Origin of the sequence: Vineibacter terrae, assembly GCF_008039615.1 — a bacterium.
Classification (GTDB): Bacteria; Pseudomonadota; Alphaproteobacteria; order Reyranellales; family Reyranellaceae; genus Vineibacter; species Vineibacter terrae.
The window spans coordinates 71,984-96,684 of record NZ_VDUZ01000024.1; the positions used below are offsets into that span (position 1 = coordinate 71,984).

The following is a 24,701-nucleotide window of genomic DNA, read 5'->3' on the forward strand; positions in this document are numbered from 1 at the left end:
CGATGCCGCCGACGGCTGCCGGCGCGAAACCGCGCGTCTTCCTCGTCGCCGTGGCCGCGATGCTGACGATCCAGATCGTGTCTTCCTTCGCCATCCAGTCGATCCCGGTGCTGGCGCCGGTCGCGGCGCCCGACCTCGGCGTGTCGCGCCACGATGTCGGCTACTTCATGGCCTTCGTCTACGTGGCGGCCATCCTGTCGTCATCCGCCGGCGGGCTGCTGGCGGCACGCTACGGCGCCGTGCGCGTGAGCCAGGCATCGCTGCTGTGCAGCGGCGCGGCCATCACCGTCTTCGGGCTGGGCTCGGTGTGGCTGCTGGTGCCGGCAGCGCTGCTGCTGGGCACGGGCATGGGCCCGCCGACCCCGGCCAGCTCGCAAGTACTGGCGCGCGTGACGCCGCCGCGGCTGGCCAGCCTCACCTTCTCGGTCAAGCAGACCGGCGTGCCGCTGGGCAACATGGTGGCCGGGCTCGCGATCCCGGCGCTGGTGGCGCTGGGCACCTGGCAGGGCGCGGCCTGGGTTGTCGGCCTGTGCTGCCTGGCGCTGGCGATCGCGATCGAACCTCTGCGTCCGCTGCTCGACGTCGAGCCGGCCGCGCGCGCCGGGGGCGGCGTGCTGGCGGCCATGCGCGACCTGTTCCTGCCGGTGCGCCGGGTCTGGAACGCAGCCGACCTGCGGCGCCTGGCGCTGGTGTCGTTCGTCTTCACCGCCATGCAGGTGACGTTCGGCGCCTTCCTGGTGGTCTATCTCGTGCAGCATATCGGGCTCGACCTGGCCACGGCCGGGCTGGTGCTGGCGATCGGCCAGCTCACGGGCGCCGGCGCGCGCGTGGTGTGGGGCGCGATCGCCGACAGCAGCGGGCGTCCGGCCCTGACGCTGGCCTGCTTGTGCCTGGGCATGGCCGCCGGCGCCGCGACCTTGGCGATGCTCGACACCAGCTGGTCGATGGCCGGCCTGGCGGCTGCCGCCATCCTCTACGGCGCGACCGCGATCGGCTGGGGCGGCGTCTTCTTCGCCGAGCTGGCACGCCGCGCGCCGGCCGGCACGGTGGCCACCATCACGGGCGGGGCGCAGTTCTTCACCTTCTCCGGCGCGCTGGTCGTGCCGCCGCTGTTCAGCCTGCTGCTGACGCTGTTCGGATCCTACGCCCTGAACTTCGCGCTGCTGGCCGGCGTGAGCGCGGCGTGCATCGCGCTGCTGCTGCCCCTGGTGCGTAGCGAACGTGGGTGAACAGGGCGTCCGGCGACGCACCGCGCAGCTCCTGCCGCGCATCTTCTTCATGATCAATGCATTTTCATGAGCGCGCCGGGAAGCGCGCGGTCCGGGTCGACGACGGGACCTCAACGCCCGTACAGGGTGCGATAGTCGCCCACCAGCAGGCCGAACAGCAGGTGGTCGTGCCACTTGCCGTTGATCTTCAGGTAGTGACGCGCGATGCCTTCCTCGCGGAAGCCGACCTTGCGCAGCACGGCGCGGCTGGCGCCGTTGGTGGGCAGGCACGCCGCCTCCAGCCGGTTCAGGCGCACCTCGTCGAAGATGAACGGCAGCATGGCGCGCAGCGCCTCGGTCATCAGCCCCTGGCCGGCATGGGCCTCGCCCATCCAGTAGCCGACATTGGCGCTCTGGGCGACGCCGCGGCGCACGTTGGAGACGGAGATGCCGCCCACCAGCTGCCGGGGATTGCTGCGGAAGATGAAGAACGTGTAGCCCTCGCCGGCCCGCCATTCCTGCATGTAGTGGCGCAGCCGGCGGCGGTAGGCGTCGCGGGTCAGGGCATCCTCGCCCCAGGTCGGCTCCCAGGGCGTCAGGTAGGCGCGGCTGGCGGCGCGCAGCTCGGCCCATTCGCGCCAATCGTCGGCAGCCGGCGCCCGCAGGAAGACACGCTCTCCTTGCAGGCGCGGAGTCGACATCAACGCCAGTGGCACGTCGGAAAATCGAAACATCGTTTGGCGGACCCGCCTGGATTTTCACCCAGCATACACCAAGCCGGCGGTTTTCTCACCTCCAGGGAGCGTATGTCCGCCTTGTCCCCCGCGCCGCCCCGGACGGCGGCATGGCTGTTTTCAGGCCTTCAGCCGCGCGGCGATGGCGTCGTAGCCCTCCAGCCGGCCGATCGGGCCCAGGGCGCACACGGTCGGCGCCGAGGCCAGCAGACGCCGGGCGACGCGGCGCACGGCCTCGCCGTCGACCGCCTCGATGCGTGCCACCGTCTCCGTGTAGGGGATGACGCGGTCGTAGATCAGCAGCTGCCGTGCCGCCTGCTCGCAGCGCGAATGGCTGGATTCCAGCGCCATCAGCGTCCCGGCCTTGAGCTGGGCGCGCGCCCGGGCGATCTCGGGCTCCTCGACGTCGTCGGCCACCTTGCAGAACTCGTCGCACACCATCGGCACCAGCTCGGGCAGGCTGTCGCCGGCCGTGCCGGCATAGATGCCGAACAGGCCGCCATCGCGATAGGCGGCGTTGAAGGAGTAGATCGAATACACGAGGCCCTTGTCCTCGCGGATGCGCTGGAACAGGCGCGAGGACATGCCGCCGCCGAACAAGGTCGAGAACACGGCCAGCGCATGGTGGTCGGGGTCGAGGTAGCCGAAGGCCTCGCCGCCGATCACGAGATGGGCCTGCTCGAGATCGTCGGTATCGCGGCGATCGCCGCCGGCATAGACCGGCGCCGACGGCGGCGTCACGCCGCCGTCGCGCTGCAGCCGCCCGAAGGCCTTGTCGGCCAAGGCCACGAAGCGGTCGTGCTCGATGGCGCCGGCGGCCGACAGCACCATGCGCTCCGCCACATAGCGATGCCGCAGCCATTCGAAGAGGTCGTCGCGCGCGATCGCGTTGACGGTCGCCTCGGTGCCCAGCACCGGACGGCCCAGCGGCTGCTCCGGGAAGGCGATCGCCTGGAAGCGGTCGAAGATCACGTCGTCGGGCGTGTCCAGCGACTGGCCGATCTCCTGCAGGATCACGCCGCGCTCGCGCTGCAGCTCCTCCTCCACGAAGGTCGAGTCGAGCAGGATGTCGGCGATCAGGTCGACGGCCAGCGGCACGTCGTCCTTCAGGACGGTGGCGTGATAGGCCGTCAGCTCGCGGCCGGTGAAGGCGTTGATGCTGCCGCCGACATTCTCGATCTCCTCGGCAATGCCGCGCGCGGAACGCCGCTTGGTGCCCTTGAAGGCCATGTGCTCGAGCAGATGCGCCAGGCCGTTGCGCGGCGCCGGCTCGTGGCGGGCGCCGGCCGCCACCCACATGCCCAGCGCCACGGTCTCGACATGCGCCATGGTGTCGGTGACGACCCGCAGGCCGTTGTCGAGCGTGGTGATGCGAATGGTCATGCGAACACCGCGGCGCCGTCCATCAGGCGCTTCAGCGCGCCGATGTCGTTGGGCAAGGTTTCGTAGTGTTCCGGCCGTGACGCCAGGCCGGCCAGGCGCGCCGGCACCGGCGGCGGCGCGCCCGTCGCCTGCCGCACCGCGTCGGGGAACTTGGCGGGATGGGCGGTGGCCAGCACGACCATCGGCACGGCGCGGTCGCCGCGCTTGTGGCGCGCCACGGCGTAGCCGACCGCCGTGTGCGGATCGAGTGTCTCGCCGGTCTCGCGCTTGGCGGCAGCGATGGCATCGACCGTGCCGGCATCATCGAGCCGTCCGGCATCGAAGGCAGCGCGGGCGCGCGCGAGCTGGGCCGGGCTGACGGCCATGGCGCCGGTGGCCCGGAAGCTCTCCATGGCAGCCGCCAGCGCCTTGCCGTCACGGTCGAACAGGTCGAACAGGTAGCGCTCGAAGTTGCTCGACACCTGGATGTCCATGCTGGGCGACAAGGTCGGCGTCACGCCCGTCATCTGCTGCGCACCGCTCTCGATGAAGCGCGTGAGGATGTCGTTGCTGTTGGATGCGATCAGCAGCCGCTCGATGGGCAGCCCCATGGCGCGGGCGGCATAGCCGGCATAGATGTTGCCGAAATTGCCGGTGGGCACGCAGAACGACACCGGCCTCTCTGGAGCGCCCAGCCGCAGGGCGGCGTGGAAGTAGTAGACGATCTGCGCCATGACGCGCGCGAAGTTGATCGAGTTGACCGCCGTCAGCCGGTGCCGGTCGCGGAAGGCGAGATCGTTGAAGCAGGCCTTGGCGAGGTCCTGGCAATCGTCGAACGTGCCCTCGATCGCGATGTTGTGCACGTTGGGCGCCAGCACCGTCGTCATCTGCCGGCGCTGCACCTCGCTCACGCGCCCGCGCGGATGCAACATGAAGATGTCGAGCGCGGCCCGGTCGCGCACGGCCTCGATGGCAGCCGAGCCGGTGTCGCCCGACGTCGCCCCGATGATGCGTGCGCGGCGCCCCGACCGGGTGAGCAGCGCATCGAGCATGCGCCCCAGCAATTGCAGCGCCACGTCCTTGAAGGCCAGCGTCGGGCCGTGGAACAGCTCGAGCAGGTGCAGGTCGTCGACCGGCAGCGCCTTGAGCGGCACGACGTCGGGAGCATCGAAGCCGGCATAGGCCTCGCGCACCAGGCGGCCCAGCGTGGCGGCGTCGAACGTCTCGCCCACGAACGGCGCCATCACCCGCGCCGCAAGATCGGTGTAGGACAGACCGCGCAGCGCGGCGATCTCGGTCCGCGACCAGGCCGGCCAGCTCTCGGGCACGTACAGCCCGCCGTCGCGGGCAAGGCCGGCGAGCATCACCTCCTCGAAGGTGAGTCGTTCCGAGGACGGGCGCGAGCCCTGGCGGGTGCTGATGTAGCGGAGACTGGTCATGGAGGGCGCGGACCATAGCCGCGGGGGTCCGCCGGCGCAACGGCGACAGGCCACGCCGCCGCTACCGCGCCGAATACCCCGGTTGCATCCCGGGAAGGGGTAGGCTCACTCCGCGGCTTGTATGCAGGCTGCGTGCGCCTTGTTCACGCGCTTGGTCGAGGACGGGAACTTGGCCAGCAGGGCAGCCGGCCGGGCCGGGCGGCGAACCAGATCACCACCACAATTCGGACACCTTCCGCCAAGGCGGCTGTCGGCACAATCTGCACAGAATGTGCATTCAAATGTGCAGATCCGCGCATCAGCAGCGCCGTTGGGCAGATCCTTGTCGCAACATTCGCAGTTGGGGCGCAGCTCAAGCACGGCAGGCTCCTCCTTGCCCCGCTCCCCTCCGGGCGCAGGGAATCAGCCGACAGCGATTTTCTGTGGCGGTGGCGGCGGCGCCTCGTCTGTGGACGCCGGGGTGGCAGGCACCGTCTCGGGTTCGGGCACGGCCTCGTTGGCCGGCGTGGCTTCATTTGCCGCCACCACATCCGTATGCGTCGGCACCGTCCCGGCATCGGCGGGCGCCGTCAGCTCGGCCGTCGCGACCGGCGGCGGCGGCACCGTCTCCGCTGTCGCGGCGTCGATGGACGCCTTGGCAGCGGCCATCTCCTTCTCGGCGTCGCTGGCGCCCTCCTGGATGGCAGCCTTGATCTCGCGCGTCGGGTCCAGCCCCTGCAGGTCGAGCACCGCGTCCTTGGCGCCCGCTTCCACCTGCTTCTTCAGGTCATCCAGCTCGGCCTGCCGCATCATGTCGTCGACATGGCCGCGGAACTCGCCGGCCATGTTGCGCGCCGTCGCCAGCCAGCGGCCGATCGAGCGCAGCACACCCGGCAGCTCCTTGGGGCCGATCACGATCAGCGCCACGACGGCGATGACCATCAGCTCGGGCGTGTCGATGCCGAACATGGGACTGGCGCCGAATCAGGCTGGATTCAGGTCTTGACCTGTTCCTTGGCCGGATCGTGCGTCGATCCCTGGCCGATGGGCTTGGCGTCATCGCCCGCCGCCGTGGTCCTGGCGGCCTGCTCCTGGTTGTCGCCCGACACGCCTTTCTTGAAGGCGCTCAGGCCTTTGCCGAAATCGCCCATGAGCTGGGAGATCTTGCCGCGACCGCCGAACAGCAGCAGCACGACCGCCAGCACGATCAGCCAATGCCAAATACTGAAGCTACCCATTGCCCGCCTCCTGCCTGTGATGGCCGGACCTATGCCCGGAAACTTGACTGGTTTATGGCCTACCGCCCGCCATGCCGCAACACGGCCTCGCGCAGAGTTGCGTCCGCATGATTCATGTAGGTGCCGCGACCGGGAAAACGAAGGCCTGACGTGGATCGAGCGAAACCCGCAATTCGGTGCCCTCGGCCGGCAAGAACTGTCCCGGCACGCGCACATGCCAATGACTGTGCTCTTCGGCGCCACCCAAGCTGTCGTGACGATGCGTCGGGTCGGTCTGGAGGCAGACATGCACCCAGCTGGTGCGCCCCAGCAGGCGCGACGCCAGGACCCGGGCCGGCAGGGCGCCGATCGGGGCCGCAGCGACGATCCCCTGCTCGGCGCCGGCCACCTTCAGGGCCTCCGGCCGAATCAGCACATGCACTGCAGTTCCGGGAGCATGGCCGTTCAGCGGCAGCGGGCCGAAAGGCGTCGGCACGCCCACGTCCCGCACGACGCTGTCGATGCGGTTCACCTCGCCCATGAACTCGGCCACGAACTCGCTGGCGGGCTGCGTATAGATGTCGGCGGGCGCGCCCACCTGCTCGATCCGCCCGGCGCGCATGACGGCAATGCGATCGGCCATGAACATCGCCTCTTCCGGGTCGTGCGTGACGACCAACGCGGTCACCTTGTCGGATTTCAACAGGTGCAATGCCTCATCCCGCACGGCCGAGCGCAGGCGCGTGTCCAGCCCCGAGAACGGCTCGTCGAGCAGAATCGCCCGCGGCGACGGCGCCAGCGCACGGGCGAGCGCGACGCGTTGCTGCTGGCCGCCTGACAGCTGATGCGGCCAGGCGTGCACGTAGCCGTCCAGATGCACGCGGCTGAGCATCGCGTCGATACGCGCACGCTTGTCGCCGGCGGCTGTCTTGCGCAGGCCGAAGCCGACATTGCCGGCGATGTCGAGGTGAGGAAACAGCGCCATGTCCTGGAACACGAAGCCGACGCCGCGCGCCTCCGGCGGCAGGTCGCGGCCTGGCGTCCCCACCACCCGGCCGGCGATGACGATCCGGCCGCGCTGCAGCGGCTCCAGCCCGGCGACCAGGCGCAAAATCGTGGTCTTGCCGCAGCCCGACGGCCCCAGCAGGCACACCACCTCCCCCGGCGCAACCGCGAGCGCGAAGTCACGCACCACGGGCGTGCCGTCATAGGCGTGATGGATGTCGGTAAGCTCCAGGCCGGCGGGTCCGGTCATCCCCGGTTCATAGCCGGTAGCGTGCCGCTACTCCAGAGCAGCGTTGCCGCAATGCGCAATCAGCGTCAGGCGCTGGCAGACTCCGTATCGAGCTCGAACAAGCTCTCAGGCAGGTCGTTGCGTTGATCGCGGATCAATCCGGGCGGCGGCGTCATGGCATCGAGCTGCCCGTAGAGATAGGTCCCGACACAGGTGAGCGAGGGACCGCCATCGCTGGTGTAGATCGCGACAGTCTCGCCCTCTTCTACCGCCAGCAGGAGCCCGGCCCCATGCCATACGCCCCGGTTCACGGCCTCGTAGCCCGGCGCAACAAAGAATGTCTTACACATGATGCGCGGCCTCTCATCGTTGCTGGGCACGTTCTATAATCCGAACCCTAGCGGCCACCGCGCAGCCCAGCGGCAAAACAACGACGGCAAGGACGTGAAATCGTCGCGTTTTTCCGTGAGAACCCACAACCAACGGCATTGCGCTTTCACGCCCGCCAGACGGCGGCGGAGAGCCTGAGGTCGGGATTGACGATCAGGGCCGGTTGCGGCGCCAGTCGTCCTCGCGCTCACGCAGCAAGAAGTCCGGCCCGAGCTGATCAAGCCGCGGACAGCCGATCTGGCCCATCGTCAGATCTATTTCGCGACGCAGAATATTGATGGCGGCTGTCGCGCCGGCTCGGCCGCCGACAGCGACGCCGTAGAGCGTCGCGCGGCCCACGAACACGAACTTCACCCCCATGCACAGAGCGATCAGCGCGTCGGCGCCGCGGCGCACGCCGCTGTCCAGCATCAGGGTCATCCGGTCGCCGACAGCATCGCGGATGGCCGGGAAGACCTCCAGCGGCGACGGCGCCCGGTCGAGCTGGCGCGCGCCGTGATTGGAGACCATGATTCCGTCGACGCCCAGCGACGCGGCGCGGACCGCGTCGTCAGTGTGCATGACGCCCTTGATCACGAAGGTGCGCGGCCACAGCCGGCGAAACCGCTCGACGTCCTGCCAGGTCAGCGGCGCTGCGGTCTGGGTGGCCACGAACGCGGCCACCGCATCGGCGTCGGCCCCTTTGGGCGCGTAGGGTGCCCAGTTGGAGAACATCGGCGTGCCGTGCTTGAGATAGCCGGCCAGCCAGCCGGGATGGCGCAGCGCTTCCAGCCGGGTCGCCAGCGAGAGCTTCAGCGGCCGGGAGAAGCCGTTGCGCTGATTGCGCTCGCGGTTGGAATGCACCGGCACGTCGACGGTCAGCACGAGGGTCGACAGGCCGGCGGCATCGGCACGCCTGATCATGTCCTCGGAGATCTTCTTGTCGCGCGCGGCGTAGAGCTGATACCAGCCGTGCTCGGGCGCGAGCTTGCCCAGATCCTCGATCGAGGCTGTGCTGCTGCCCGACATGATGAACGGGATGTTGGCGTCGCGTGCCGCCTCGGCCAGCATCAGGTCGGCGCCGGGACGGAACAGGCCGGCCAGGCCCGTGGGCGCGATGCCGAACGGACTGGCATAGGTGCGGCCAAACAGGGTAGCCGACTGGTCGCGCGTAGAAATGTCGACGAGATAGCGCGGCACGAGCCGCTGCTGGCGGAAGGCCTGCTCGTTGGTGATCAGGCCGTCCTCGTCCTCGACGCCGCCCTCGATGAAATCGAACGCGATCTTGGGCAGTCGCCGCTTGGCCGCGCGCCGCATGTCGTCGACATTGTATACGCCGTCCATCGTTTCCCCCTGACCGCTGGCGATCGGTCCAGCCGTTCTTCCGCGAACGTAGCGGGGAATCCTCCACGAATGGAGCCTCCATCTTCGAAGGGATTCCTCGCCGCGTCCGCGATGACGGGCCGGCCGATGCGCCAGCTCACGCCGGCGGCTGGATGCCGGCCTCCTTGATCACCTTGCGCCAACGCACCGTCTCGCTGGCCAGCCGCTCGGCATAGGCCTGCGCCGGGCCTCCGGTCGGGATGTAGCCCAGCGACTGCAGGCGCTCGCGCACCGCATCGACCTTGAGCGCACTATTGATGGCGGCATTGTAGGTCGCGATGATCTCGGCCGGCGTGCCGGCCGGCGCCGTCACGCCGAAATAGACCGCGGCCTCGAGGTCGGGCATGCCCAGCTCGGCCGCCGTCGGCACGTCGGGAACGGCCGCGACGCGCTTGGGTGCACCCACGATCAGCCCGCGCATCGTGCCGGCGCGGACCTGCTGGTCGACCGGCGTCGTGACATCCACAAAGGCCGGCACATGGCCTGCCACCACGTCGCGCAGCGCCTCGGCGGCTGCCTTGTAGGGGATATGCTCCAGCTTGCGGCCCAGCTTCAGGTTCAGCAGCTCACCCCAAAGATGCGGCAGACCGCCGCTGCTCGACGTTCCATAGGGCACCGTGGCCGGCTGCTCCTTCAGCCACGCTGTGAATTCCGCCAGCGTCTTGGCGGGATGGCTGGTGCGCACGCCGAGGAAAACCGGAATGTCGGCGAACTGCGCCACGGCCGTGAGCGCCTTCTGCGGATCGACCGGCAACGGCACGTCGAACGCCGGCAGCAAGGCCGCCGTGGTGGTCGTGAGCAGCAGCGTCGTGCCGTCCGGCCGGGCATTGGCGACGGCCTGCATGCCGACCATGGTGCCGCCACCCGGCTTGTTCTCGACGATCACCGACTTGCCGAGATCCGCGGACATGCGTTCGGCCAGCAGCCGCCCCGCGGTATCGGTCGAGCCGCCCGGGCCATACGGCACGACCAGCCGAATGGGCTGGCCACTCTGCTGTCCGAACGCCGGGCCCGACACCGCTGCCGCGACCGCAACCCCCGCCTGCATCACCCGTCTACGCCTGATCATTGTTGGTCTCCTTTGCGTTGATCTGGTCTGCGCCCGGCTCCCGTGGCGGTCAAGCCATGACGGCGCGCGCCGTCCATGCCGCCGCCGCATGTCCCGCCGGAAAGTGAATGCCATTCATTTTGGTTGCCGCTGGCGGCCGGCCGTTCCTACTATGGCGCAGGACGACCCTTTCGCGGAGCTGGCGCCATGTCGGACGTCAAGTGCGAGCGGCGCGGCGCCGCTTTGTGGATCATCATCGACCGCGAGGAGCGCCGCAACGCGCTCAACGAGGATGTGGCGCACGGCATCGCCGACAGCATCAGGCTGGCGCAGGCCGACCGCTCGATCCGCGCCGTGGTGCTGACCGGCGCCGGCGACCGCGTCTTCTGCGCCGGCGGCGACGTGAAGCCGGACGCCGACGGCAATCCGTTCGATGTCGATCCGGCGCAGCCGCGCAATCCCATCGTCGAGCTGTTCAAGGAGATGGAGCGCTGCGACGTGCCGATCGTGGCGCGCGTCAACGGCCACGCCTTCGGCGGCGGCTTCGGCCTGGTCTGCGCCTGCGACATGGCCGTGGCCGCCGAGGAGGCGCGGCTGGGCACGCCCGAGGCCCGGATCGGCCTCTTCCCGATGATGATCCTGCCCTACATGCTGCGCGTCGTGCCGCGCCGGGCGCTGCTGGAGATGTGCGTCACCGGCGAGCCATGGACCGCCGACGAAGCGAAGGCCCTGGGCATCGTCAACCACGTCGCGCCGGTGGCGGAGCTGGACGAGAAGCTCGACTGGTTCCTCGAACGCTTCGTCCACAACTCGCCGACGGCGGTGCGGCTGGGCAAGCATGCGCTGCATGCCGTCCAGGACATGACCCTGCCGCAGAGCCTCGATTTCGCGCAGAGCTTCCTGGCGCAGATGGCGCGCACCCAGGACGCGCGCGAAGGCTTCCGCGCCTTCAACGAGCGGCGCCGGCCCGACTGGCCGGCACGGTAGGGAGACGCGCATGACGCAGGACGTGACGTTCGGGCTCAGCGACGAGGCGCTGCTGAACCTGCCGCTGCATTTCAACCCGGACCTGTTCAAGGACCAGGTGGTCCTGGTCTCGGGCGCCGGCAGCGGCCTCGGCAAGGCCATCGCGATTCAATTCGCGCGGCTGGGCGCGCGGCTGGCGATCTGCGGCCGGCGCATCGAGCGGCTGGAGGCGACGGCCGCCACCATCCGCAAGACCGGCGCGCGCTGCTCGGTGCATGCGATGACGATCCGCGACGCCGCGCAGGTCGAGCAGCTGATCGACACCGTGTGGCAGGATCACGGCCGGCTCGACGTGCTGATCAACAATGCCGGCGGCCAGTTCCCGCAGCCCGCCATCGACTACTCGGTCAAGGGCTGGAACGCCGTCATCGACACCAATCTCAACGGCCCCTGGTACATGATGCAGCAGGCGGCGCGGCGTTGGCGCGACGCCGGCACCGCCGGCAGCATCGTCAACATCGTCGCCGTGATATGGCGTGGCATGCCGGGCGTGGCCCATACCTGCGCGGCCCGTGCCGGCGTGATCTACCTCAGCAAGACGCTGGCCGTGGAATGGGCGCCGTTCGGCGTGCGCGTGAACTGCGTCGCGCCCGGCGTGATCGCGACCGAGGGCATGAACGTCTATCCCGACGAGGCGCGCGCCGAGTTCGACCGCTCCAACCCGATGAAGCGCTTCGGCGACGTGCAGGACGTGAGCGACGCCTGCTGCTACCTCGCCGGCCCCGCGGGCAAGTTCGTCACCGGCGAGGTCATCACCGTCGACGGCGGCCACCAGCTCTGGGGCGAGCAGTGGACGGCCGGACGGCCGGACTACTTCAAGGTATGAGTGGGGGCGCCGGCTTCCAGCCGGCGCTCCCGCCTACGGCGCGTCGCCGCGCCACCGCAGCAGCACCTGCTCGGCCCGCACGACGGCGAGGTTGAGCCCCAGCCCGATCACCGCCAGCACCAGGATCGTGCCCAGCACCCCTTCGGCGCGAAAGCTCGCGGCATGGAAGGCGATGCGCTGGCCCAGCCCCATATGGGCCGAGATCATCTCGCCCACCACCACCGCCAGCAGGGCATAGACCACGCCCAGGCGCAGCCCGCCGAAGATCGCCGGCACGGCGCCGGGCAGCATCACCTTCCAGAAGAGCTGCCGGTCGGTCGCGCCCAGCGCACGCATGGTCAGCACCAGCTCGCGGTCGAGGGAACGGATGCCGGCCTCGGTGTTCAACATGAGGATGAAGAATACCAGGCTGACGGCCAGCGCCACCTTCGAGCCTTCGCCGACGCCGAACCAGATGATGAACATCGGCGCCAGCGCGACGCGCGGCAGGACGTTCAGAATGGTCAGGAAGGGATTGCTGACATCGGCCACGAACGGGAATTGCATGCGCACGATCCCGGCCGCGACCCCGCCCCCGGCGCCGACGGCGAATCCCACCAGGGTCTCGCGCAAGGTGACCAGGACGTGCGGCCAGATGCTGCCGTCACGGACTTCCTCGACGAGGAAGCCGGCGATGGCGCTGGGCTGCGAGAAGAAGAAGGGATCGATGGCGCCGATGTCGACGGTCCATTGCCATAGCCCGACGAACAGCCCCAGCACGATGGCGCGGGCGGCCCATACCCAGGCAGTGCGCCTGCGGCGGCGAGCACGGCGGTCGGCTTCGCTGCGCGCCAGCGTATCGAGCACGCGGCCATCGTCTGCCGTCCGGGCGGTGATCGTCACGACGCGGCCTCCCCCGCCTTCAGCGCCTGCCACACCCGCTCGCTGAGCCTGAGATAATGGTGGTCGAAGCGAATGCGCTCGGGATCGCGCGGCCGCGGCAGGTCGATGGCGATGTCGGCCTGGATGCGGCCAGGGCGGCACGTCAGCACGATCACGCGGTCGGCGAGCGCCACCGCTTCCGCCAGATCGTGGGTGACGAACAGCACCGTCTTGCGGTCGCGCTCCCAGATGCGCAGGAACTCGGTCTGCAGCATCAGCTTGGTCTGCGCGTCGAGGGCCGCGAACGGCTCATCCATCAGCAGCGTGTCGGGGTCGATGGCCAGGGTTCGCGCCAGGGCCACGCGCTGGCGCATGCCCTGCGAGAGCTGCCAGGGGTAGGAGCTGCCGAATGCCTTCAAGCCGACGAGGTCGAGCAGACGGCTGCCGGTCGCACGCCGTTCCGATACCGGCACGCCGCGCAGCTCCAGCCCCACCTCGATGTTGCGACGCGCCGACCGCCACGGCAGCAGGCCATCGCGCGCGAACATGTAGCCGGTGCGCCGCGAGGGCCGCGTCACGCGCGCGCCGTTCACGACAACGGTGCCGGCCACCGGCTGCACCAGCCCGGCAGCCATGTTGAGGATCGTGGTCTTGCCGCAGCCGCTGGCGCCGACCAGCGCCAGGAACTGGCCGCGCGGCACATCGAACGACACATCGTCGAGCGCCAGGACCGGCGTTCCAGCCGGCGTCTGGAAGGCGTGCGAAACACGCTCGACGCGGATCGCGAGATCCAGATCGGTGCGGGGCGCCGCCTCGGAGAGGATGACGTCCATCGTGATCAGGATTGCACGTCCCTGCCGCCAAGCGCCCGGTCGGCAAGGTCCGCCGGCACCTCGCGGCCGACATCGGTGAACGCGCGCTTCACGGCCTCGACGCTCGGCGTGAAGATGGCCTTGCGGTTCTCGCGCGCCCAGGCATTGGAAGCGCACAAGGATGTCAGCGAGTCCTGGAACTGCGGCATCACGTAGCGCGCGAAGAGCTCGTAGCTGCGCATCGTGTCCTCGCGGCTGGCCCATTCGTGGGCGCGGAACAGCACGCCGCCGAAGCCACCCCCGCTCACGTCGTAGAGCCGACGAATGCCGCGCGCAACGAGCTCCGGCGAGCCCACGAGGGTCGTGCCCATCTTCACGCCGTCGCGCAGCGGGTCATCGGACCGCCCGGCCGGCCGGCCGAGCGTGAGGTCGAAATACTCGACCGTCTCGGCGCGCTCGCCGCGCCGCACCTGCGCCAGGGCCTCTTCGTCGTCCTGGGCGACGTGGACGTTGACCACGATGCGCCACTTGGCGCGGCTCATGGTCTTGCCGTGCCGGGCGGCCGTGTCCTCCGCGATCTGCCATTGCCTGGCCAGGGCCTCGGGGCCACCCGGCAATCCGGCGCCGATCGACAGCACGCCCAGGCCATGCTTGCCGGCCGCCATCATGCCGAACGGCGTGATGGTGCTGGCCACGGCGATGGGGAAGTGCGGCCGCGTGTAGGGCGCCAGATGCAGACGGGCGTCGCGCAGCTCGAACCAGTCGGTCGCAGCCGTCACCGGCTCGCCGCCGATCAGCAGGCGCATGATGACATCAAGCGCCTCCTCCATGCGCGATCGCTGTGCCGCCGGCGGGATGTTCAGCATGTAGGCGTCGGAGGTCAGCGCGCCGGGACCGCAGCCCAGCATCGCGCGGCCGCGCGTCATATGGTCGAGCTGCACGAAGCGGTTCGCGACCATCAGGGGGTTGTGATACGGCAGGCTGGTGACGCCCGAGCCCAGCATGATGCGCCGCGTGCGTCCGGCGGCCGCGGCGATCATCAGCTCGGGCGAGGAGACCAGCTCCCAGCCGGCGGAATGGTGCTCGCCGATCCAGACCTCGTCGTAGCCCAGCCGGTCGAGCCACTCGATCAGCTCGAGGTCGCGCTCCAGCGCCAGCGTCGGGTTCTCGCCGAGACGATGGAAGGGCCCCAGGAAAATCCCGAACTTCATGGCGCTGTCGAGCGTCATCTGGTCCATCCTTTCCGGCGCTGTCACGGCAGGTACTTGCCGGCGCCCGACCAGGCGAGCTGCCGGCAGTCCTGCACCTGGTTGGCCTTGATCAGCCCGTTGTCGACCTGGAACTTGCCGACATTTTCGGTGCCGGTGCAATTGAACCGCACGTCGAAAGCCTTGCCGAGGCGCACCAGCACGCCCTTCATCTGCTCGGCCGTCAGCGCCTTGTTGTACTTGGACCACACGGCCGCAACCTGCGCCGCGTTGGCCGGATCGCGCACCATGGCGATGGCCGCCTCCTGCGCCGCCTGGAAGCGCCGCATCATCTCGGCATTCTTGTCGGCATGCGCCTTGGTCGAGTGATAGACGCTCGACGTCCACGACGCGAACTCTGGGATGGTCTTGTCGGCCTGCAGGTCCAGCAGCACCTTGCCCCCGATGCTTTCGAGCACGGTCTGCACCGGCTCGATGGCCATGACCGCGTCGAGCTGGCCGGCCTTGAACGCCGCTACCGCGTCCGGCCCAAGCCCGACGGCCAGGAAGGTGGCGTCCTTCTCGGGGTCGAGACCGGCGTCGCGGAAGAAGCGGCGTGCGAAATTGTGGCCGTCCGAGCCGATGGCCGGCACGCCGATCTTCTTGCCGCGCAGATCGCGGATCAGGGCGGGATAGCCCGTGGCCTTGCCCGGCGTGGCCATGCCGGCGGAGACCACGATGCTCCAGACCGGCGCCGGGAAATTGTCGACGATCGCCACCAGATCGCGACCGCGGCTGTTCACCAGCATCATGTTGCCGGGGCTGTTGCTCATCAGGTCGACAGCGCCGCTGAACAGCGCCGCGGTGGCGTCCGGCGCGGCGCGGAAGTCCATCAGGGTCACGTCCAGCCCATGCTTCGCGTAGAGGCCCAGGTCCTTGGCGACATAGGCCGGCACCGCCACCAGCGCACCCGTATAGACCGCAACGTTCGCCTTGATCGCCTGCGCCGCCGCCATGCCGGGCGCCAGGCCCAGCGCCGCCGCGATCGCGGCCCCCATCACCCATCTTCTTTTCATCGTCTCTCCTCCCCCCATCACCGGGTCATCGTGCAACATCATCCCGACACGCGAATGGCGCCGTCCTGCGCCAAGGCGCCGATCTCCTCGGGACTGAGCCCGGCCCGGCGCAGAATGTCCGCCGTGCCCGCGCCCAGCATCGGGGCCGGCGTCGCGCCGGCCACGCCCAAGCCGGCCACGCCGGGGCCCAGCTGCAGGAACGCGCCTGCATCCCCCTGCAGGCGCTGCAGGCCCGGATCGACATGCAGGCCATGGCGGGCCTCGTGCAGGAACTCGCCCATGCGCCGGACCCGCGCCGCCGGCACGCCCGCCGCATTGAGGCGGAGTTCAAGAGCTGCCGCGTCATGGCGCGCGAACGCGCCTTCGAGGCGCCGCCGCAGCTCGGCGGCGTCAACTGGCAGAACGTTGGTGGCGCCGCCATCGCCCACCTGCCGGACCAATGCCGGATCGTCAGCCACGCCCGGCAGGCCGAGCAGATCGCACAGCACGCCGAACTGGCGCCTTGTATTGGCGGCGACGGCAAGCCAACCACCGGCGCAGCGGAAAGTGGCGGCGCCCGGCGAGCCGCTGAAGCCGCGATTGCCGGGCCGCGGGCCGTCCTGCTCGGTCGCCAGCACGCGGACCGCCATCGGCCGCATGAGCTGCAGCGCGCCTTGCGCCAGCGAGGTGTCGATGCGGCTGCCGGCGTCGGTGGCCGCGCGGCGATGCAGCGCCGCCAGCACCGACATCGCACCCAGCATGCCGGTGGCGATGTCGACGACGGGAAAGCCGACCTTGGTCGGCGGGCCGTCCTCCTCGCCATTGGCCATCATCATGCCGGTCAAAGCCTGCACCACCTGGTCATAGGCGCCGAAGCGGCTCCAGGCGCCGGCCTGGCCGTAGCCGGAAATGGACAGGTAGATGATCCGTGGATTGATCGCGCGCACCGCCTCGTATCCGATGCCCAACCGCTCGGCGACGCCGGGCCGGAAATTCTCGATCAGCACGTCCGCATCACGCAGCAGGCCGAACAGCACGTCGCGCAGCCGCGGGTTCTTGAGGTCGATCGCCAGCGACTTCTTGCCAGCGTTCAGCGTCGCGAACGTGCTCGACATGGCGCCCTCGGGTCCGCCCTCGACGAACCGCATGACGTCGGGCGCCCGCGGGTTCTCGACCTTGAGCACCTCGGCGCCCAGGGCGGCCAGGTACATCGACGCCGCCGGCCCGGCAATGACGTGCGACAAGTCGATGACCCGCACGTCGGACAGGCATGGCGGCGGCATTTGCTCCGTTTCCATGGATCCTACGCTATCCGCGTCGATGATAAGCTGGTAATAGCGGATTTGGATATCTCGATAGAGAAGCCTTATCAGGTGGATCACCTTCGCCTGCGCGCCCTGACCTTGGTGGAGATGCTTGCCGACACCGGCTCGCTGCATCAGGCGGCCCGGCGCATGAACACGTCCCAGCCGGCGCTGTCGGTGATGCTGCAGGAGGTCGAGCGCACCCTGGGCGGCAGGCTCTTCGAGCGCACGCGCCGCGGCCTGGTGCCGACCGAGATGGGCGTGTACCTGGTCCGCCAGGCCCGCCTGATCCTGGCTGACCTCCGGCGGGTGCAGAGCGAGTTCGACTCGACGCGCGAAGGCCGGTCGCTGCTGCGGGTCGGCGTCCTGCCGCTGGTGATGCTGGAAGTGGTGCCCCAGGCCCTGGCGCTGCTGCGCCACGCCGTGCCCGGCGTGCAGGTCGAGTTCCGGGAAGGCGCCGCGTCGGAGCTGCTGGCCGCGCTCTCGGACGGCGCGCTCGACATGGTGGTCGGCCGCATGCTGCCGGATTTCGCCGACAGCCATGACCTCGACTCCGCATTCCTGTTCGCCGAGTCGTTCCGCATCATCGCCGGCAGGCACCATCGCCTGGCCGCGCGGCGGCGAATCCCGTGGCCGGAGCTGCAGGCGTCGCAATGGATCGAGGCGCCGCACAACACCGCGCTGCACGACTTCTTCGTCGAGGCTTTCCTGCGCCGGGGCCTGCGGCCGCCGCAGCCGATCTACCGCTCGGCCTCGTTCTACTCGTGCATCGCCATTCTGCGGACGTCGGACTGCCTGATGATGGTGCCGCACGAGGTCGCCCGCCACTTCGCCGGCCAGGACGCGATCCGGATCCTGTCCGTGAGCGTGGGCGAAGCCTCGGCGCCGTTCTCGATCGTGAAGCGGCGGTCGCGCGCCACCACGCGCAGCGCCGCCGCCTTCGAGGAGGCCCTGCTGCAGACCGTCCGCGGGCGGCGGTAGGGCCTCAGCCCTTCATCAGCTCGCCGGCGATGATCAGGCGGCGGATCTCGCTGGTGCCGGCCCCGATCTCCAGCAGCTTGGTGGCGCGATACAGACGGTTGATCTCGGTCTCGCGCATGTAGCCGGCGCCGCCGAAGACCTGCACCGCCTCGGTGATGACCTTGGTGCAGCCCTCGGCAGCGTACAGGATGCAGGCCGCGGTCAGCTTGTGGATGTCGCCGCGCCCGCCGGCGCCGATCTCCAGGTCATTGGCTGCCGCCATGGTGCGATAGCAGAACGTGCGGATGGTCTCGACCAGCACGTACATGTCGGCGAGCTTGGACTGCACCATCTGGAACTCGCCGATCGGCCGGCCGAACTGGCGCCGCGTGCGGGCATAGTCCAGCGCCAGCTCGAAGGCGCGCTCGGCCATGCCGAGATTGATCATGGCCACGATGGCGCGCTCGAGATCCAGCCCGCTCATCACCACGGCGACGCCCTGGTTCTCGACGCCCACCAGGTTGGCGGCAGGCACCCGGCATTCGTCGAACACCAGCTCGGCCGTGACGCTGCCGCGGAACCCCATCTTGTCGAGCTTCTGCGCCACCCGGAAGCCAGGGAAGCCCTTCTCGACGATGAAGGCCGAGATCCCCTTGGCGCCCTTGTCGCGGTCGGTCTTGGCGTAGACCAGGGCCACGTCGGCCACCGGACCGTTGGTGATGTAGAGCTTGGTGCCGTTCAGCACGTAGTGGTCGCCCTCGCGCCGCGCCGTGGTCGACATCGAGCCCAGCGCGTCGGAGCCGGCGCCGGGCTCGGTCAGCGCCAGGCAGCCGATCGCCGAGCCGTCGCACAGCCGCGGCAGGTAGCGGCGGCGGATGTCGGCATTGGCATTGCGCTGGATGTTGTTGAGGCAGAGGTTCTCGTGCGCCACGTAGCTCAAGGACACCGAAGGGTTGGCGCGCCCCAGCGCCTGGGCGATCAGGCCGGAGGTGAAGAAATCGCCTTCGGCGCCGCCCAGCTCGGCCGGCGCCGTGACGCCGAGATAGCCCATGCGGGCGAGCGCCGGCATGACCTCGGGCGGCCACCACTCCTCGTCGTCCATGCGCTTCTGCAGCGGCGCCATCTCGGCCCGCGCGAAGCGGTCGGCCTGGTCCAGCACCGCCTGCTGCTCGGCCGTCAGCTCGAAGGACGAAGGCGACGGACGGTTCACGAGATCGACAGGCGTCTGCGGCATCGATTCCTCCCGGCGCGGGGTGGCGCGCGTGTTGACTCTTAAAAGTGAATGGTATTCACTTTTTGCCGTGAGACAAGCCCGAAACCTCTTGCCGGCGTCCACGCCCGCAGCCGCCCCGCAACGCCGCACGCGCGAGCAGCGAAAGCTCGACCGGCACGCAGCGATCCTGGCTGCGGCCCGTGCCGCTTTCGCGCAGAAGGGCTTCGCCGGCGCCTCGATCATCGAGATCGCGCGAGCCTGCGGCATCGCCGACGGCACGGTCTACAAATATTTCACCAGCAAGCAGGACCTGCTGTTCCACGTCATGCGGCAGTTCTACGAAGGCCTGATCGCCGACGTGGAAGCCGGCATGGCGCGGCAGTCGACATTGTCGGCGCGGCTGCGCTACCTGGTGCGGCGGCAGATCGAGGCCTTCATCGAGGACGAGGATCTGTGCCGGCTGTTCATCCGCGAGGTGCGCACAGCCGACGACTATCCCGACTCGCCGCTGCACGACCTGAACCGGCGCTACACATCGATCGTCGTGCGCATCCTGGAGAGCGGCATCACCGCCGGCGAGGTGCGCCCCGACATCAAGCCGCGGCTGGTGCGCGACATCCTTTACGGATCGATCGAGCACATCGCGTGGAAAGCGGTCAGCCGCGGCGGCCGCCTGCGCATCGACCAGACCACCGACCAGCTGCTGGGCATCGTGCTGCATGGCATCGCGCCGCGGCCCGAGACCGTGCGCCGCGTCGTCGCGAGGATGAAATGACCCGTCGGATAGGCACCGTCCTGATCGCCAACCGCGGCGAGATCGCGCTGCGCATCCTGCGAACCGTGCAGGCGACCGGGCGGCGCGCCGTCGTGGTCTTCCATGCGCTGGACGCCCAGTCGCAGGCGGTGCGCGACGCCGACCTCGCCGTGCGCATCGGCGGCGCCTCGCCGGTCGCCGCCTACCTCGACGGGGCGCAGATCATCGCCGTGGCGCGCGACGCCGGCGTCGATGCCATCCATCCCGGCTACGGCTTCCTCTCCGAGAACGCCGGTTTCGCCCGTCAGGTTGCGGCCGCCGGCATCGTGTTCATCGGCCCGACTCCGGATGCCATCGCGCTGATGGGCGACAAGGTCCGGGCCCGCGCCTTCGTCGCCGAGCGCGGCTTTCCGGTGGCGCCGTCGGCGATCGAGGACGACGACCCGGCCAGCTTCGCGGCCCGCGCCCGCGCGCTGGGGCCGCCCCTGCTGATCAAGCCGGCGGCCGGCGGCGGCGGCAAGGGCATGCGCATCGTGCGCGACACGGCCGCGCTGGACACCGAGATCGAGCGCGCCCGCAGCGAGGGACAGCGCTATTTCGGCGACGGCCGGCTCTACGTCGAGCGCTATGTCGAGCGGCCGCGGCACATCGAGGTGCAGGTGCTGGGCGACGCCCATGGTCACGTGGTGCATCTGTGGGAGCGCGAATGCTCGGTGCAGCGCCGCTTTCAGAAGGTGATCGAGGAGACGCCGTCGCCCGCCCTGCGCCCGGCCGAGCGCCACGACATCTGCGATGCCGCCGCCGGCATCGCGCGCGCCGTCGGCTACCAGAATGCCGGCACGGTCGAGTTCATCTACGGCGACGGCGCCTTCTACTTCCTGGAGATGAACACGCGCCTGCAGGTCGAGCACCCGGTGACGGAGCTGGTGACGGGCCGCGACCTGGTGGCCGAGCAGCTGCGCATCGCCGAGGGCGAGGCGCTGGGCTACGGCCAGGCCGACGTGCGGCAAGACGGCCATGCCATCGAGCTGCGGCTCTACGCCGAGGACCCGGCCCGCAACTACGCGCCCATCACGGGGCGCATCGCCCGCCTGCGCTGGCCGACCGTGGAAGGCCTGCGGGTCGACAGCGGCATCAGCGAGGGCCAGCGCGTGTCGGCCGCCTTCGACCCCATGCTGGCCAAGCTGATCGTGCACGGCGCCGACCGGGCCCAGGCCATCGCCCGCGCCCGCCAGGCGCTGCAGCAGACCGTGCTGCTGGGCCTGACGACCAACCGCGAGTTCCTCGACCGCGTGCTGGCCGATGCGCCGTTCGCGGCCGGCGCGCTCCATACCGGACTGCTCGACGAGCGGGCCGCCCAACTGGCGCTGCCGCCGCCCGATCCCGACACCCTGATGGCGCTGATCGCGGCGACGGCATTGAGCGATCCCGGCCTGCGCGCCGAGGCCGACGCCGTGCCGGCGCTGCACGCCGCGATGGGCAGCTGGAGGAACTGACATGCGGCGGCGCTTCGACATCGACGGCACGGCGATCGACGCCGCGCTCCTGCGGCGCCCGGCGAGCTATGCGCTCGCCGTCGGCGGCGACATCCAGCCGATCGATCTGTCGCCGCCTGCGGCCGACGGCACGCAGGTCTTGCGGGTCGGCGAGCGCGCCTTCGCCGTGCATGTCGCCCGCGACGGCGACACCGCCTTCGTGCAGATCGCCGGACGCGCCTTCAGCATCCGCACGATCGAGCCGCTGACCGTGTTCGCCCATGCCGGCGCCGCCAATGCCGACCTGACGGCACGCGCGCCGATGCCGGGCACCGTCGCGGCCGTGCGGGTCCAGGTCGGCGCGCAGGTCAGCAAGGGCGAGACCATGATGGTGATCGAAAGCATGAAGCTGGAGACCGCGATCACGGCCTGGCGCGACGGCACGGTCGAGGCCATCCACCTCGCGGCCGGCCAGACCTTCGACCGCGACGCCCCCCTGGTCTCGCTCGCGGCCGAGGCGGCGGAGTGACAACCAGCAAATGAAGCCACAGGGGTACAGAGACACAGAGGGTAACGGTCAGGTGCGCCGAAGGCGTGCCGCGCTGTTGCTCTGCGCCTCTGTCCCTGCGTGATTGACCACCTGATCGGACCAGCCCCATGCGCCGCATCGAAACCCGCATCGATGTCCACTCAGAAGCGTTTCGCGCCAATCGCGAGCGCAACCTGGCGCTGGTCGCGGAGCTGCGCGAGGCGCAGCGCCGGGCCCGCTACGAGCGCCCGCAGCGCGACATGGAGCGCCTGCGGCGGCAGAACAAGCTCTTCATCCGCGAGCGGCTGGACCTGCTGCTGGATCCGGGCACGCCGTTCCTGGAGCTGTCGACGCTGGCCGCCAACCGCGCCTATGACGGCGAGGTGCCGGGCGCCGGCATCGTGAGCGGCATCGGCGTCGTTTCCGGCCGCGAGGTGATCATCCATGCCGACGACGCCAGCGTGAAAGGCGGCGCCTGGTATCCCCTGTCGGTCAAGAAGATCGTGCGCACGCTCGACATCGCGATCGAGAACCGGCTGCCCGTGATACACCTGTGCGACAGCGCCGGCGGCTTCCTGCCGCTGCAATCGCAGTTCTTCGCCGACCGCTACTATGCCGGCCGCATCTTCCGCAACCAGGCGATCCTCAGCAAGCTGGGCGTGCCGCAGGTCGCCGTGGTGCTGGGCCACTGCACGGCCGGCGGCGCCTACGTGCCGGCGCTCAGCGACTATTCGGTGATCGTGCGCGGCACCGGCGCGATCTTCCTGGGCGGGCCGCCGCTGGTGAAGGCGGCCACGGGCGAGGACGTGTCGGTCGACGAGCTGGGCGGCGCCGACATGCACACCCAGGTGAGCGGCACCGCCGACTATGCCGCCGGCAGCGAGGCCGAGGCGCTGGCGATGGCGCGCGACATCGTAGCCAACCTGCGCCGGCCGCAGAAGATGGCGATCGAGCAGCAGGCGCCCGAGCCGCCCTACTACGATCCGGCCGAGCTCTACGGCATCGTGCCGCCCGACACCAAGGTGCAGTTCGACATGCGCGAGGTCATCGCGCGCCTGGTCGACGGCAGCCGCTTCCACGAATACCAGCCGACCTACGGCACCACCCTGGTGTGCGGCTACGCCCATCTGTGGGGCTATCGCATCGGCATCCTGGCCAACAACGGCGTGCTGTTCAACGACAGCTCGCTGAAGGCGGCGCATTTCATCCAGCTCTGCGACAAGAATCGCACGCCGCTTCTGTTCCTGCAGAACATCACGGGCTTCATGGTCGGCCGCGACTACGAGCGCCGCGGCATCACCAAGGACGGCGCCAAGATGATCATGGCGCAGGCCGGTGCCGAGGTGCCGAAATTCACGGTCATCGTCAGCGGCTCCTTCGGGGCCGGCAACTACGGCATGGCCGGCCGCGCCTACGACCCGCGCTTCCTGTTCTTCTGGCCGCACGGCCAGATCTCGGTGATGGGCGCCGAGCAGGCCGCCAACGTGCTGACCGACGTCAAGGTCCGCCAGCTCGCGCGCCATGGCGGCACGCTGTCGGCGGAGCAGATCGCCGCCATCCGCGATCCCGTGCTGGACGACTATCGTCGCGAGTCGAGCGCCTTGTACTCCACGTCGGAGCTGTGGGACGACGGTGTGCTGGACCCGATCGACACGCGCAACGCGCTGGGCATCGCCATCTCAAGCGCGCTGAACGCGCCCTGGCACGAGCCGCGCTACGGCGTGTTCCGGATGTAGCATGGCGCGCGGCGTACGCCCTGGCCGGGTGACGACTCTCGCGAGAAGGACAGCCGCACGGGATGGCCGATGACCATTCAGCCCTCGGGTCGCATGCGACGGGGAGGGGCGCGAGAACCTCACCACGACCAGGACGCCGGTGCTGAAGATTGCTCCAACGCATGGAGATAGCGCGGCGCGAATCGGGCGATGCGATGATCTCTTGCGGCAATCCCGCGACCCTCTGCAACCGGGCTGCACGCTCATCGACGCGGCGCGGTCGAGGCGGTTGCGCATAGTTGTCATCCCGAGCGCAACGCTCGGGATGACAATAGGCACGCAAGCAAGCGCCGCGAGAGAATGACAGCGCTAGAGGCCGGGCGTGTCGCGCGGCGGCAGGTGCGCAATCGAGTCGTCGACCTGCAGGCGCGGCTGTTCGCCGCGAACGATGTTGAGCGTGCCGATCGGCACCAGCGTGCCGCCGGCCTTGCCCGAGATCCGGGAGGCGGCCCCGGCCTTGCGATCGGTAACGCTCGGCTGGATCGGCTGCGTCGCCAGGCGGTCGGGCGTGACGCCACGCATATCCTGACCGGCAGGAGCGGGCTGTGCCCGCATCTCGCGGGCCAAGGATACGCCACCCGCCAGATCATGTGTCTGGGCCGGATTGGCGTCGCGCAACAGCGGTGCCGGGTCGGCCGCCTGCGCCGCGCCCATGGCGAGCCCGCCGGCAATGAGGACGGACACCGCGGCAACGGTGAAACCCCGCAGATGACGCTGCGGCATGATGAGACCTCCTTTGACGGAACACTGGCCTGTACGTCGTGACCGACCATGGCGGCGGAGCGGCCGGTTTGCGGCAAGTCCAAGATCAAATGAGGCGATAAACATGGCACATGCTTACGCAAACTCAGCCCGCCGGCTGGCATGCGCACCGCCATCGCGCGCCGCTTCCGGCGCGCCGATGGTCGGCAGCGGCATGAACTCGTAGGATGCGGAGCACCGCCGGCCTCG

25 protein-coding genes are annotated in these 24,701 nt (G+C 69.6%); 8 read left to right on the forward strand and 17 right to left on the reverse strand.

Annotated elements, in window-relative coordinates; genetic code table 11:
• Positions 1-2 precede the first annotated feature (2 nt).
• A complete protein-coding gene (locus FHP25_RS20655) occupies positions 3-1,229 on the forward strand; it encodes an MFS transporter (protein WP_147848854.1) in 1,227 nt (408 codons plus the stop codon).
• A gap of 110 nt (positions 1,230-1,339) precedes the next feature.
• On the opposite strand, the gene FHP25_RS20660 is transcribed toward FHP25_RS20655, so the two are convergent.
• From FHP25_RS20660 to FHP25_RS20705, 10 genes are all read right to left on the reverse strand, one after another.
• Positions 1,340-1,909 (reverse strand): GNAT family N-acetyltransferase, encoded by a 570-nt coding sequence (locus tag FHP25_RS20660; RefSeq protein ID WP_147848855.1) that lies wholly within the window; start codon positions 1,907-1,909, stop codon positions 1,340-1,342.
• Between the two features lie 153 nt (positions 1,910-2,062).
• Positions 2,063-3,325 (reverse strand): M16 family metallopeptidase, encoded by a 1,263-nt coding sequence (locus FHP25_RS20665; RefSeq protein ID WP_147848856.1) that lies wholly within the window; start codon positions 3,323-3,325, stop codon positions 2,063-2,065.
• On the reverse strand, positions 3,322-4,743 hold the full coding sequence (gene thrC / locus FHP25_RS20670) for a threonine synthase (RefSeq protein WP_147848857.1): 1,422 nt from the start codon (positions 4,741-4,743) through the stop codon (positions 3,322-3,324). Before thrC ends, FHP25_RS20665 begins: the two co-directional genes overlap by 4 nt.
• 105 nt (positions 4,744-4,848) lie before the next feature.
• Positions 4,849-5,103, reverse strand: coding sequence for a DUF1272 domain-containing protein (locus tag FHP25_RS20675; RefSeq protein ID WP_147848858.1), 255 nt, complete (start codon positions 5,101-5,103; stop codon positions 4,849-4,851).
• Between the two features lie 42 nt (positions 5,104-5,145).
• Positions 5,146-5,691, reverse strand: a complete 546-nt coding sequence (tatB, locus tag FHP25_RS20680) for a Sec-independent protein translocase protein TatB (RefSeq protein ID WP_147848859.1) — start codon at positions 5,689-5,691, stop codon at positions 5,146-5,148.
• A gap of 26 nt (positions 5,692-5,717) precedes the next feature.
• On the reverse strand, positions 5,718-5,960 hold the full coding sequence (locus FHP25_RS20685; RefSeq protein ID WP_147848860.1) for a twin-arginine translocase TatA/TatE family subunit: 243 nt from the start codon (positions 5,958-5,960) through the stop codon (positions 5,718-5,720).
• A 112-nt stretch (positions 5,961-6,072) separates the two neighbouring features.
• On the reverse strand, positions 6,073-7,194 hold the full coding sequence (locus FHP25_RS20690; protein ID WP_147848861.1) for an ABC transporter ATP-binding protein: 1,122 nt from the start codon (positions 7,192-7,194) through the stop codon (positions 6,073-6,075).
• A gap of 65 nt (positions 7,195-7,259) precedes the next feature.
• The gene (locus tag FHP25_RS20695; RefSeq protein ID WP_147848862.1) at positions 7,260-7,523 is read right to left on the reverse strand and encodes a hypothetical protein; all 264 of its coding nucleotides are present in this window, start codon (positions 7,521-7,523) and stop codon (positions 7,260-7,262) included.
• Positions 7,524-7,716: 193 nt separating this feature from the next.
• Positions 7,717-8,886, reverse strand: coding sequence for an alpha-hydroxy acid oxidase (locus FHP25_RS20700; protein ID WP_147848863.1), 1,170 nt, complete (start codon positions 8,884-8,886; stop codon positions 7,717-7,719).
• Between the two features lie 136 nt (positions 8,887-9,022).
• Positions 9,023-9,994, reverse strand: a complete 972-nt coding sequence (locus FHP25_RS20705; RefSeq protein ID WP_178133664.1) for a Bug family tripartite tricarboxylate transporter substrate binding protein — start codon at positions 9,992-9,994, stop codon at positions 9,023-9,025.
• 186 nt (positions 9,995-10,180) lie between these two features.
• Here FHP25_RS20705 and FHP25_RS20710 point away from each other — a divergent pair, with 186 nt between their 5' ends.
• Positions 10,181-10,960 (forward strand): enoyl-CoA hydratase-related protein, encoded by a 780-nt coding sequence (locus tag FHP25_RS20710; RefSeq protein WP_147848865.1) that lies wholly within the window; start codon positions 10,181-10,183, stop codon positions 10,958-10,960.
• A gap of 10 nt (positions 10,961-10,970) precedes the next feature.
• Positions 10,971-11,825, forward strand: a complete 855-nt coding sequence (locus FHP25_RS20715; RefSeq protein ID WP_147848866.1) for an SDR family oxidoreductase — start codon at positions 10,971-10,973, stop codon at positions 11,823-11,825.
• A gap of 33 nt (positions 11,826-11,858) precedes the next feature.
• Here FHP25_RS20715 and FHP25_RS20720 read toward each other — a convergent pair whose 3' ends face one another.
• The 5 genes from FHP25_RS20720 to FHP25_RS20740 are packed head-to-tail and all read right to left on the reverse strand — an operon-like array spanning position 11,859 to position 17,038.
• Positions 11,859-12,707, reverse strand: a complete 849-nt coding sequence (locus FHP25_RS20720; protein WP_147848867.1) for an ABC transporter permease — start codon at positions 12,705-12,707, stop codon at positions 11,859-11,861.
• Entirely contained in the window at positions 12,704-13,519 is an 816-nt protein-coding gene (locus FHP25_RS20725) for an ABC transporter ATP-binding protein (RefSeq protein ID WP_147848868.1), read from the reverse strand. The genes FHP25_RS20720 and FHP25_RS20725 overlap by 4 nt, the downstream gene beginning before the upstream one ends.
• Positions 13,520-13,524: 5 nt before the next feature.
• Positions 13,525-14,727: an LLM class flavin-dependent oxidoreductase gene (locus tag FHP25_RS20730; protein WP_147848869.1), complete on the reverse strand. Its 1,203-nt coding sequence runs from the start codon at positions 14,725-14,727 to the stop codon at positions 13,525-13,527.
• A gap of 23 nt (positions 14,728-14,750) precedes the next feature.
• Positions 14,751-15,761, reverse strand: a complete 1,011-nt coding sequence (locus FHP25_RS20735) for an ABC transporter substrate-binding protein (protein WP_178133665.1) — start codon at positions 15,759-15,761, stop codon at positions 14,751-14,753.
• Positions 15,762-15,799: 38 nt separating this feature from the next.
• Complete coding sequence (locus tag FHP25_RS20740) at positions 15,800-17,038, reverse strand: CaiB/BaiF CoA transferase family protein (RefSeq protein WP_218578479.1); 1,239 nt, start codon at positions 17,036-17,038, stop codon at positions 15,800-15,802.
• A 75-nt stretch (positions 17,039-17,113) separates the two neighbouring features.
• Between FHP25_RS20740 and FHP25_RS20745 the strand changes: the two genes are divergently transcribed.
• On the forward strand, positions 17,114-18,025 hold the full coding sequence (locus FHP25_RS20745; protein ID WP_147848871.1) for a LysR family transcriptional regulator: 912 nt from the start codon (positions 17,114-17,116) through the stop codon (positions 18,023-18,025).
• Between the two features lie 4 nt (positions 18,026-18,029).
• On the opposite strand, the gene FHP25_RS20750 is transcribed toward FHP25_RS20745, so the two are convergent.
• A complete protein-coding gene (locus FHP25_RS20750) occupies positions 18,030-19,238 on the reverse strand; it encodes an acyl-CoA dehydrogenase family protein (protein WP_147848872.1) in 1,209 nt (402 codons plus the stop codon).
• Positions 19,239-19,326: 88 nt separating this feature from the next.
• Between FHP25_RS20750 and FHP25_RS20755 the strand changes: the two genes are divergently transcribed.
• The 4 genes from FHP25_RS20755 (at position 19,327) to FHP25_RS20770 (ending at position 23,711) form a co-directional block, all read left to right on the forward strand.
• The gene (locus tag FHP25_RS20755) at positions 19,327-19,992 is read left to right on the forward strand and encodes a TetR/AcrR family transcriptional regulator (protein WP_178133666.1); all 666 of its coding nucleotides are present in this window, start codon (positions 19,327-19,329) and stop codon (positions 19,990-19,992) included.
• Positions 19,989-21,467: an acetyl-CoA carboxylase biotin carboxylase subunit gene (locus FHP25_RS20760; RefSeq protein ID WP_147848874.1), complete on the forward strand. Its 1,479-nt coding sequence runs from the start codon at positions 19,989-19,991 to the stop codon at positions 21,465-21,467. Before FHP25_RS20755 ends, FHP25_RS20760 begins: the two co-directional genes overlap by 4 nt.
• 1 nt (position 21,468) lies before the next feature.
• Entirely contained in the window at positions 21,469-21,975 is a 507-nt protein-coding gene (locus tag FHP25_RS20765) for an acetyl-CoA carboxylase biotin carboxyl carrier protein subunit (RefSeq protein ID WP_147848875.1), read from the forward strand.
• Positions 21,976-22,103: 128 nt separating this feature from the next.
• Positions 22,104-23,711 carry an acyl-CoA carboxylase subunit beta gene (locus tag FHP25_RS20770; RefSeq protein ID WP_147848876.1) on the forward strand — a complete coding sequence of 536 codons (1,608 nt, stop codon included), beginning with the start codon at positions 22,104-22,106 and terminating at the stop codon, positions 23,709-23,711.
• Between the two features lie 348 nt (positions 23,712-24,059).
• Here the strand turns inward: FHP25_RS20770 and FHP25_RS20775 are convergent, their stop codons facing one another.
• Complete coding sequence (locus FHP25_RS20775) at positions 24,060-24,473, reverse strand: hypothetical protein (protein WP_147848877.1); 414 nt, start codon at positions 24,471-24,473, stop codon at positions 24,060-24,062.
• Between the last annotated feature and the right edge of the window lie 228 nt (positions 24,474-24,701).

Coding starts and splice junctions, on each gene's coding strand:
- FHP25_RS20695 (WP_147848862.1), bottom strand. CDS start 7,523: ATGTGTAAGACATTCTTTGTTGCGCCGGGCTACGAGGCCGTGAACCGG.
- FHP25_RS20765 (WP_147848875.1), top strand. CDS start 21,469: ATGCGGCGGCGCTTCGACATCGACGGCACGGCGATCGACGCCGCGCTC.
- FHP25_RS20690 (WP_147848861.1), bottom strand. CDS start 7,194: ATGACCGGACCCGCCGGCCTGGAGCTTACCGACATCCATCACGCCTAT.
- FHP25_RS20715 (WP_147848866.1), top strand. CDS start 10,971: ATGACGCAGGACGTGACGTTCGGGCTCAGCGACGAGGCGCTGCTGAAC.
- FHP25_RS20760 (WP_147848874.1), top strand. CDS start 19,989: ATGACCCGTCGGATAGGCACCGTCCTGATCGCCAACCGCGGCGAGATC.
- FHP25_RS20685 (WP_147848860.1), bottom strand. CDS start 5,960: ATGGGTAGCTTCAGTATTTGGCATTGGCTGATCGTGCTGGCGGTCGTG.
- FHP25_RS20730 (WP_147848869.1), bottom strand. CDS start 14,727: ATGACGCTCGACAGCGCCATGAAGTTCGGGATTTTCCTGGGGCCCTTC.
- FHP25_RS20735 (WP_178133665.1), bottom strand. CDS start 15,761: ATGAAAAGAAGATGGGTGATGGGGGCCGCGATCGCGGCGGCGCTGGGC.
- FHP25_RS20710 (WP_147848865.1), top strand. CDS start 10,181: ATGTCGGACGTCAAGTGCGAGCGGCGCGGCGCCGCTTTGTGGATCATC.
- FHP25_RS20775 (WP_147848877.1), bottom strand. CDS start 24,473: ATGCCGCAGCGTCATCTGCGGGGTTTCACCGTTGCCGCGGTGTCCGTC.
- tatB (WP_147848859.1), bottom strand. CDS start 5,691: ATGTTCGGCATCGACACGCCCGAGCTGATGGTCATCGCCGTCGTGGCG.
- FHP25_RS20725 (WP_147848868.1), bottom strand. CDS start 13,519: ATGGACGTCATCCTCTCCGAGGCGGCGCCCCGCACCGATCTGGATCTC.
- FHP25_RS20770 (WP_147848876.1), top strand. CDS start 22,104: ATGCGCCGCATCGAAACCCGCATCGATGTCCACTCAGAAGCGTTTCGC.
- FHP25_RS20655 (WP_147848854.1), top strand. CDS start 3: ATGCCGCCGACGGCTGCCGGCGCGAAACCGCGCGTCTTCCTCGTCGCC.
- FHP25_RS20700 (WP_147848863.1), bottom strand. CDS start 8,886: ATGGACGGCGTATACAATGTCGACGACATGCGGCGCGCGGCCAAGCGG.
- FHP25_RS20660 (WP_147848855.1), bottom strand. CDS start 1,909: ATGTCGACTCCGCGCCTGCAAGGAGAGCGTGTCTTCCTGCGGGCGCCG.
- thrC (WP_147848857.1), bottom strand. CDS start 4,743: ATGACCAGTCTCCGCTACATCAGCACCCGCCAGGGCTCGCGCCCGTCC.
- FHP25_RS20705 (WP_178133664.1), bottom strand. CDS start 9,994: ATGATCAGGCGTAGACGGGTGATGCAGGCGGGGGTTGCGGTCGCGGCA.
- FHP25_RS20750 (WP_147848872.1), bottom strand. CDS start 19,238: ATGCCGCAGACGCCTGTCGATCTCGTGAACCGTCCGTCGCCTTCGTCC.
- FHP25_RS20740 (WP_218578479.1), bottom strand. CDS start 17,038: ATGGAAACGGAGCAAATGCCGCCGCCATGCCTGTCCGACGTGCGGGTC.
- FHP25_RS20665 (WP_147848856.1), bottom strand. CDS start 3,325: ATGACCATTCGCATCACCACGCTCGACAACGGCCTGCGGGTCGTCACC.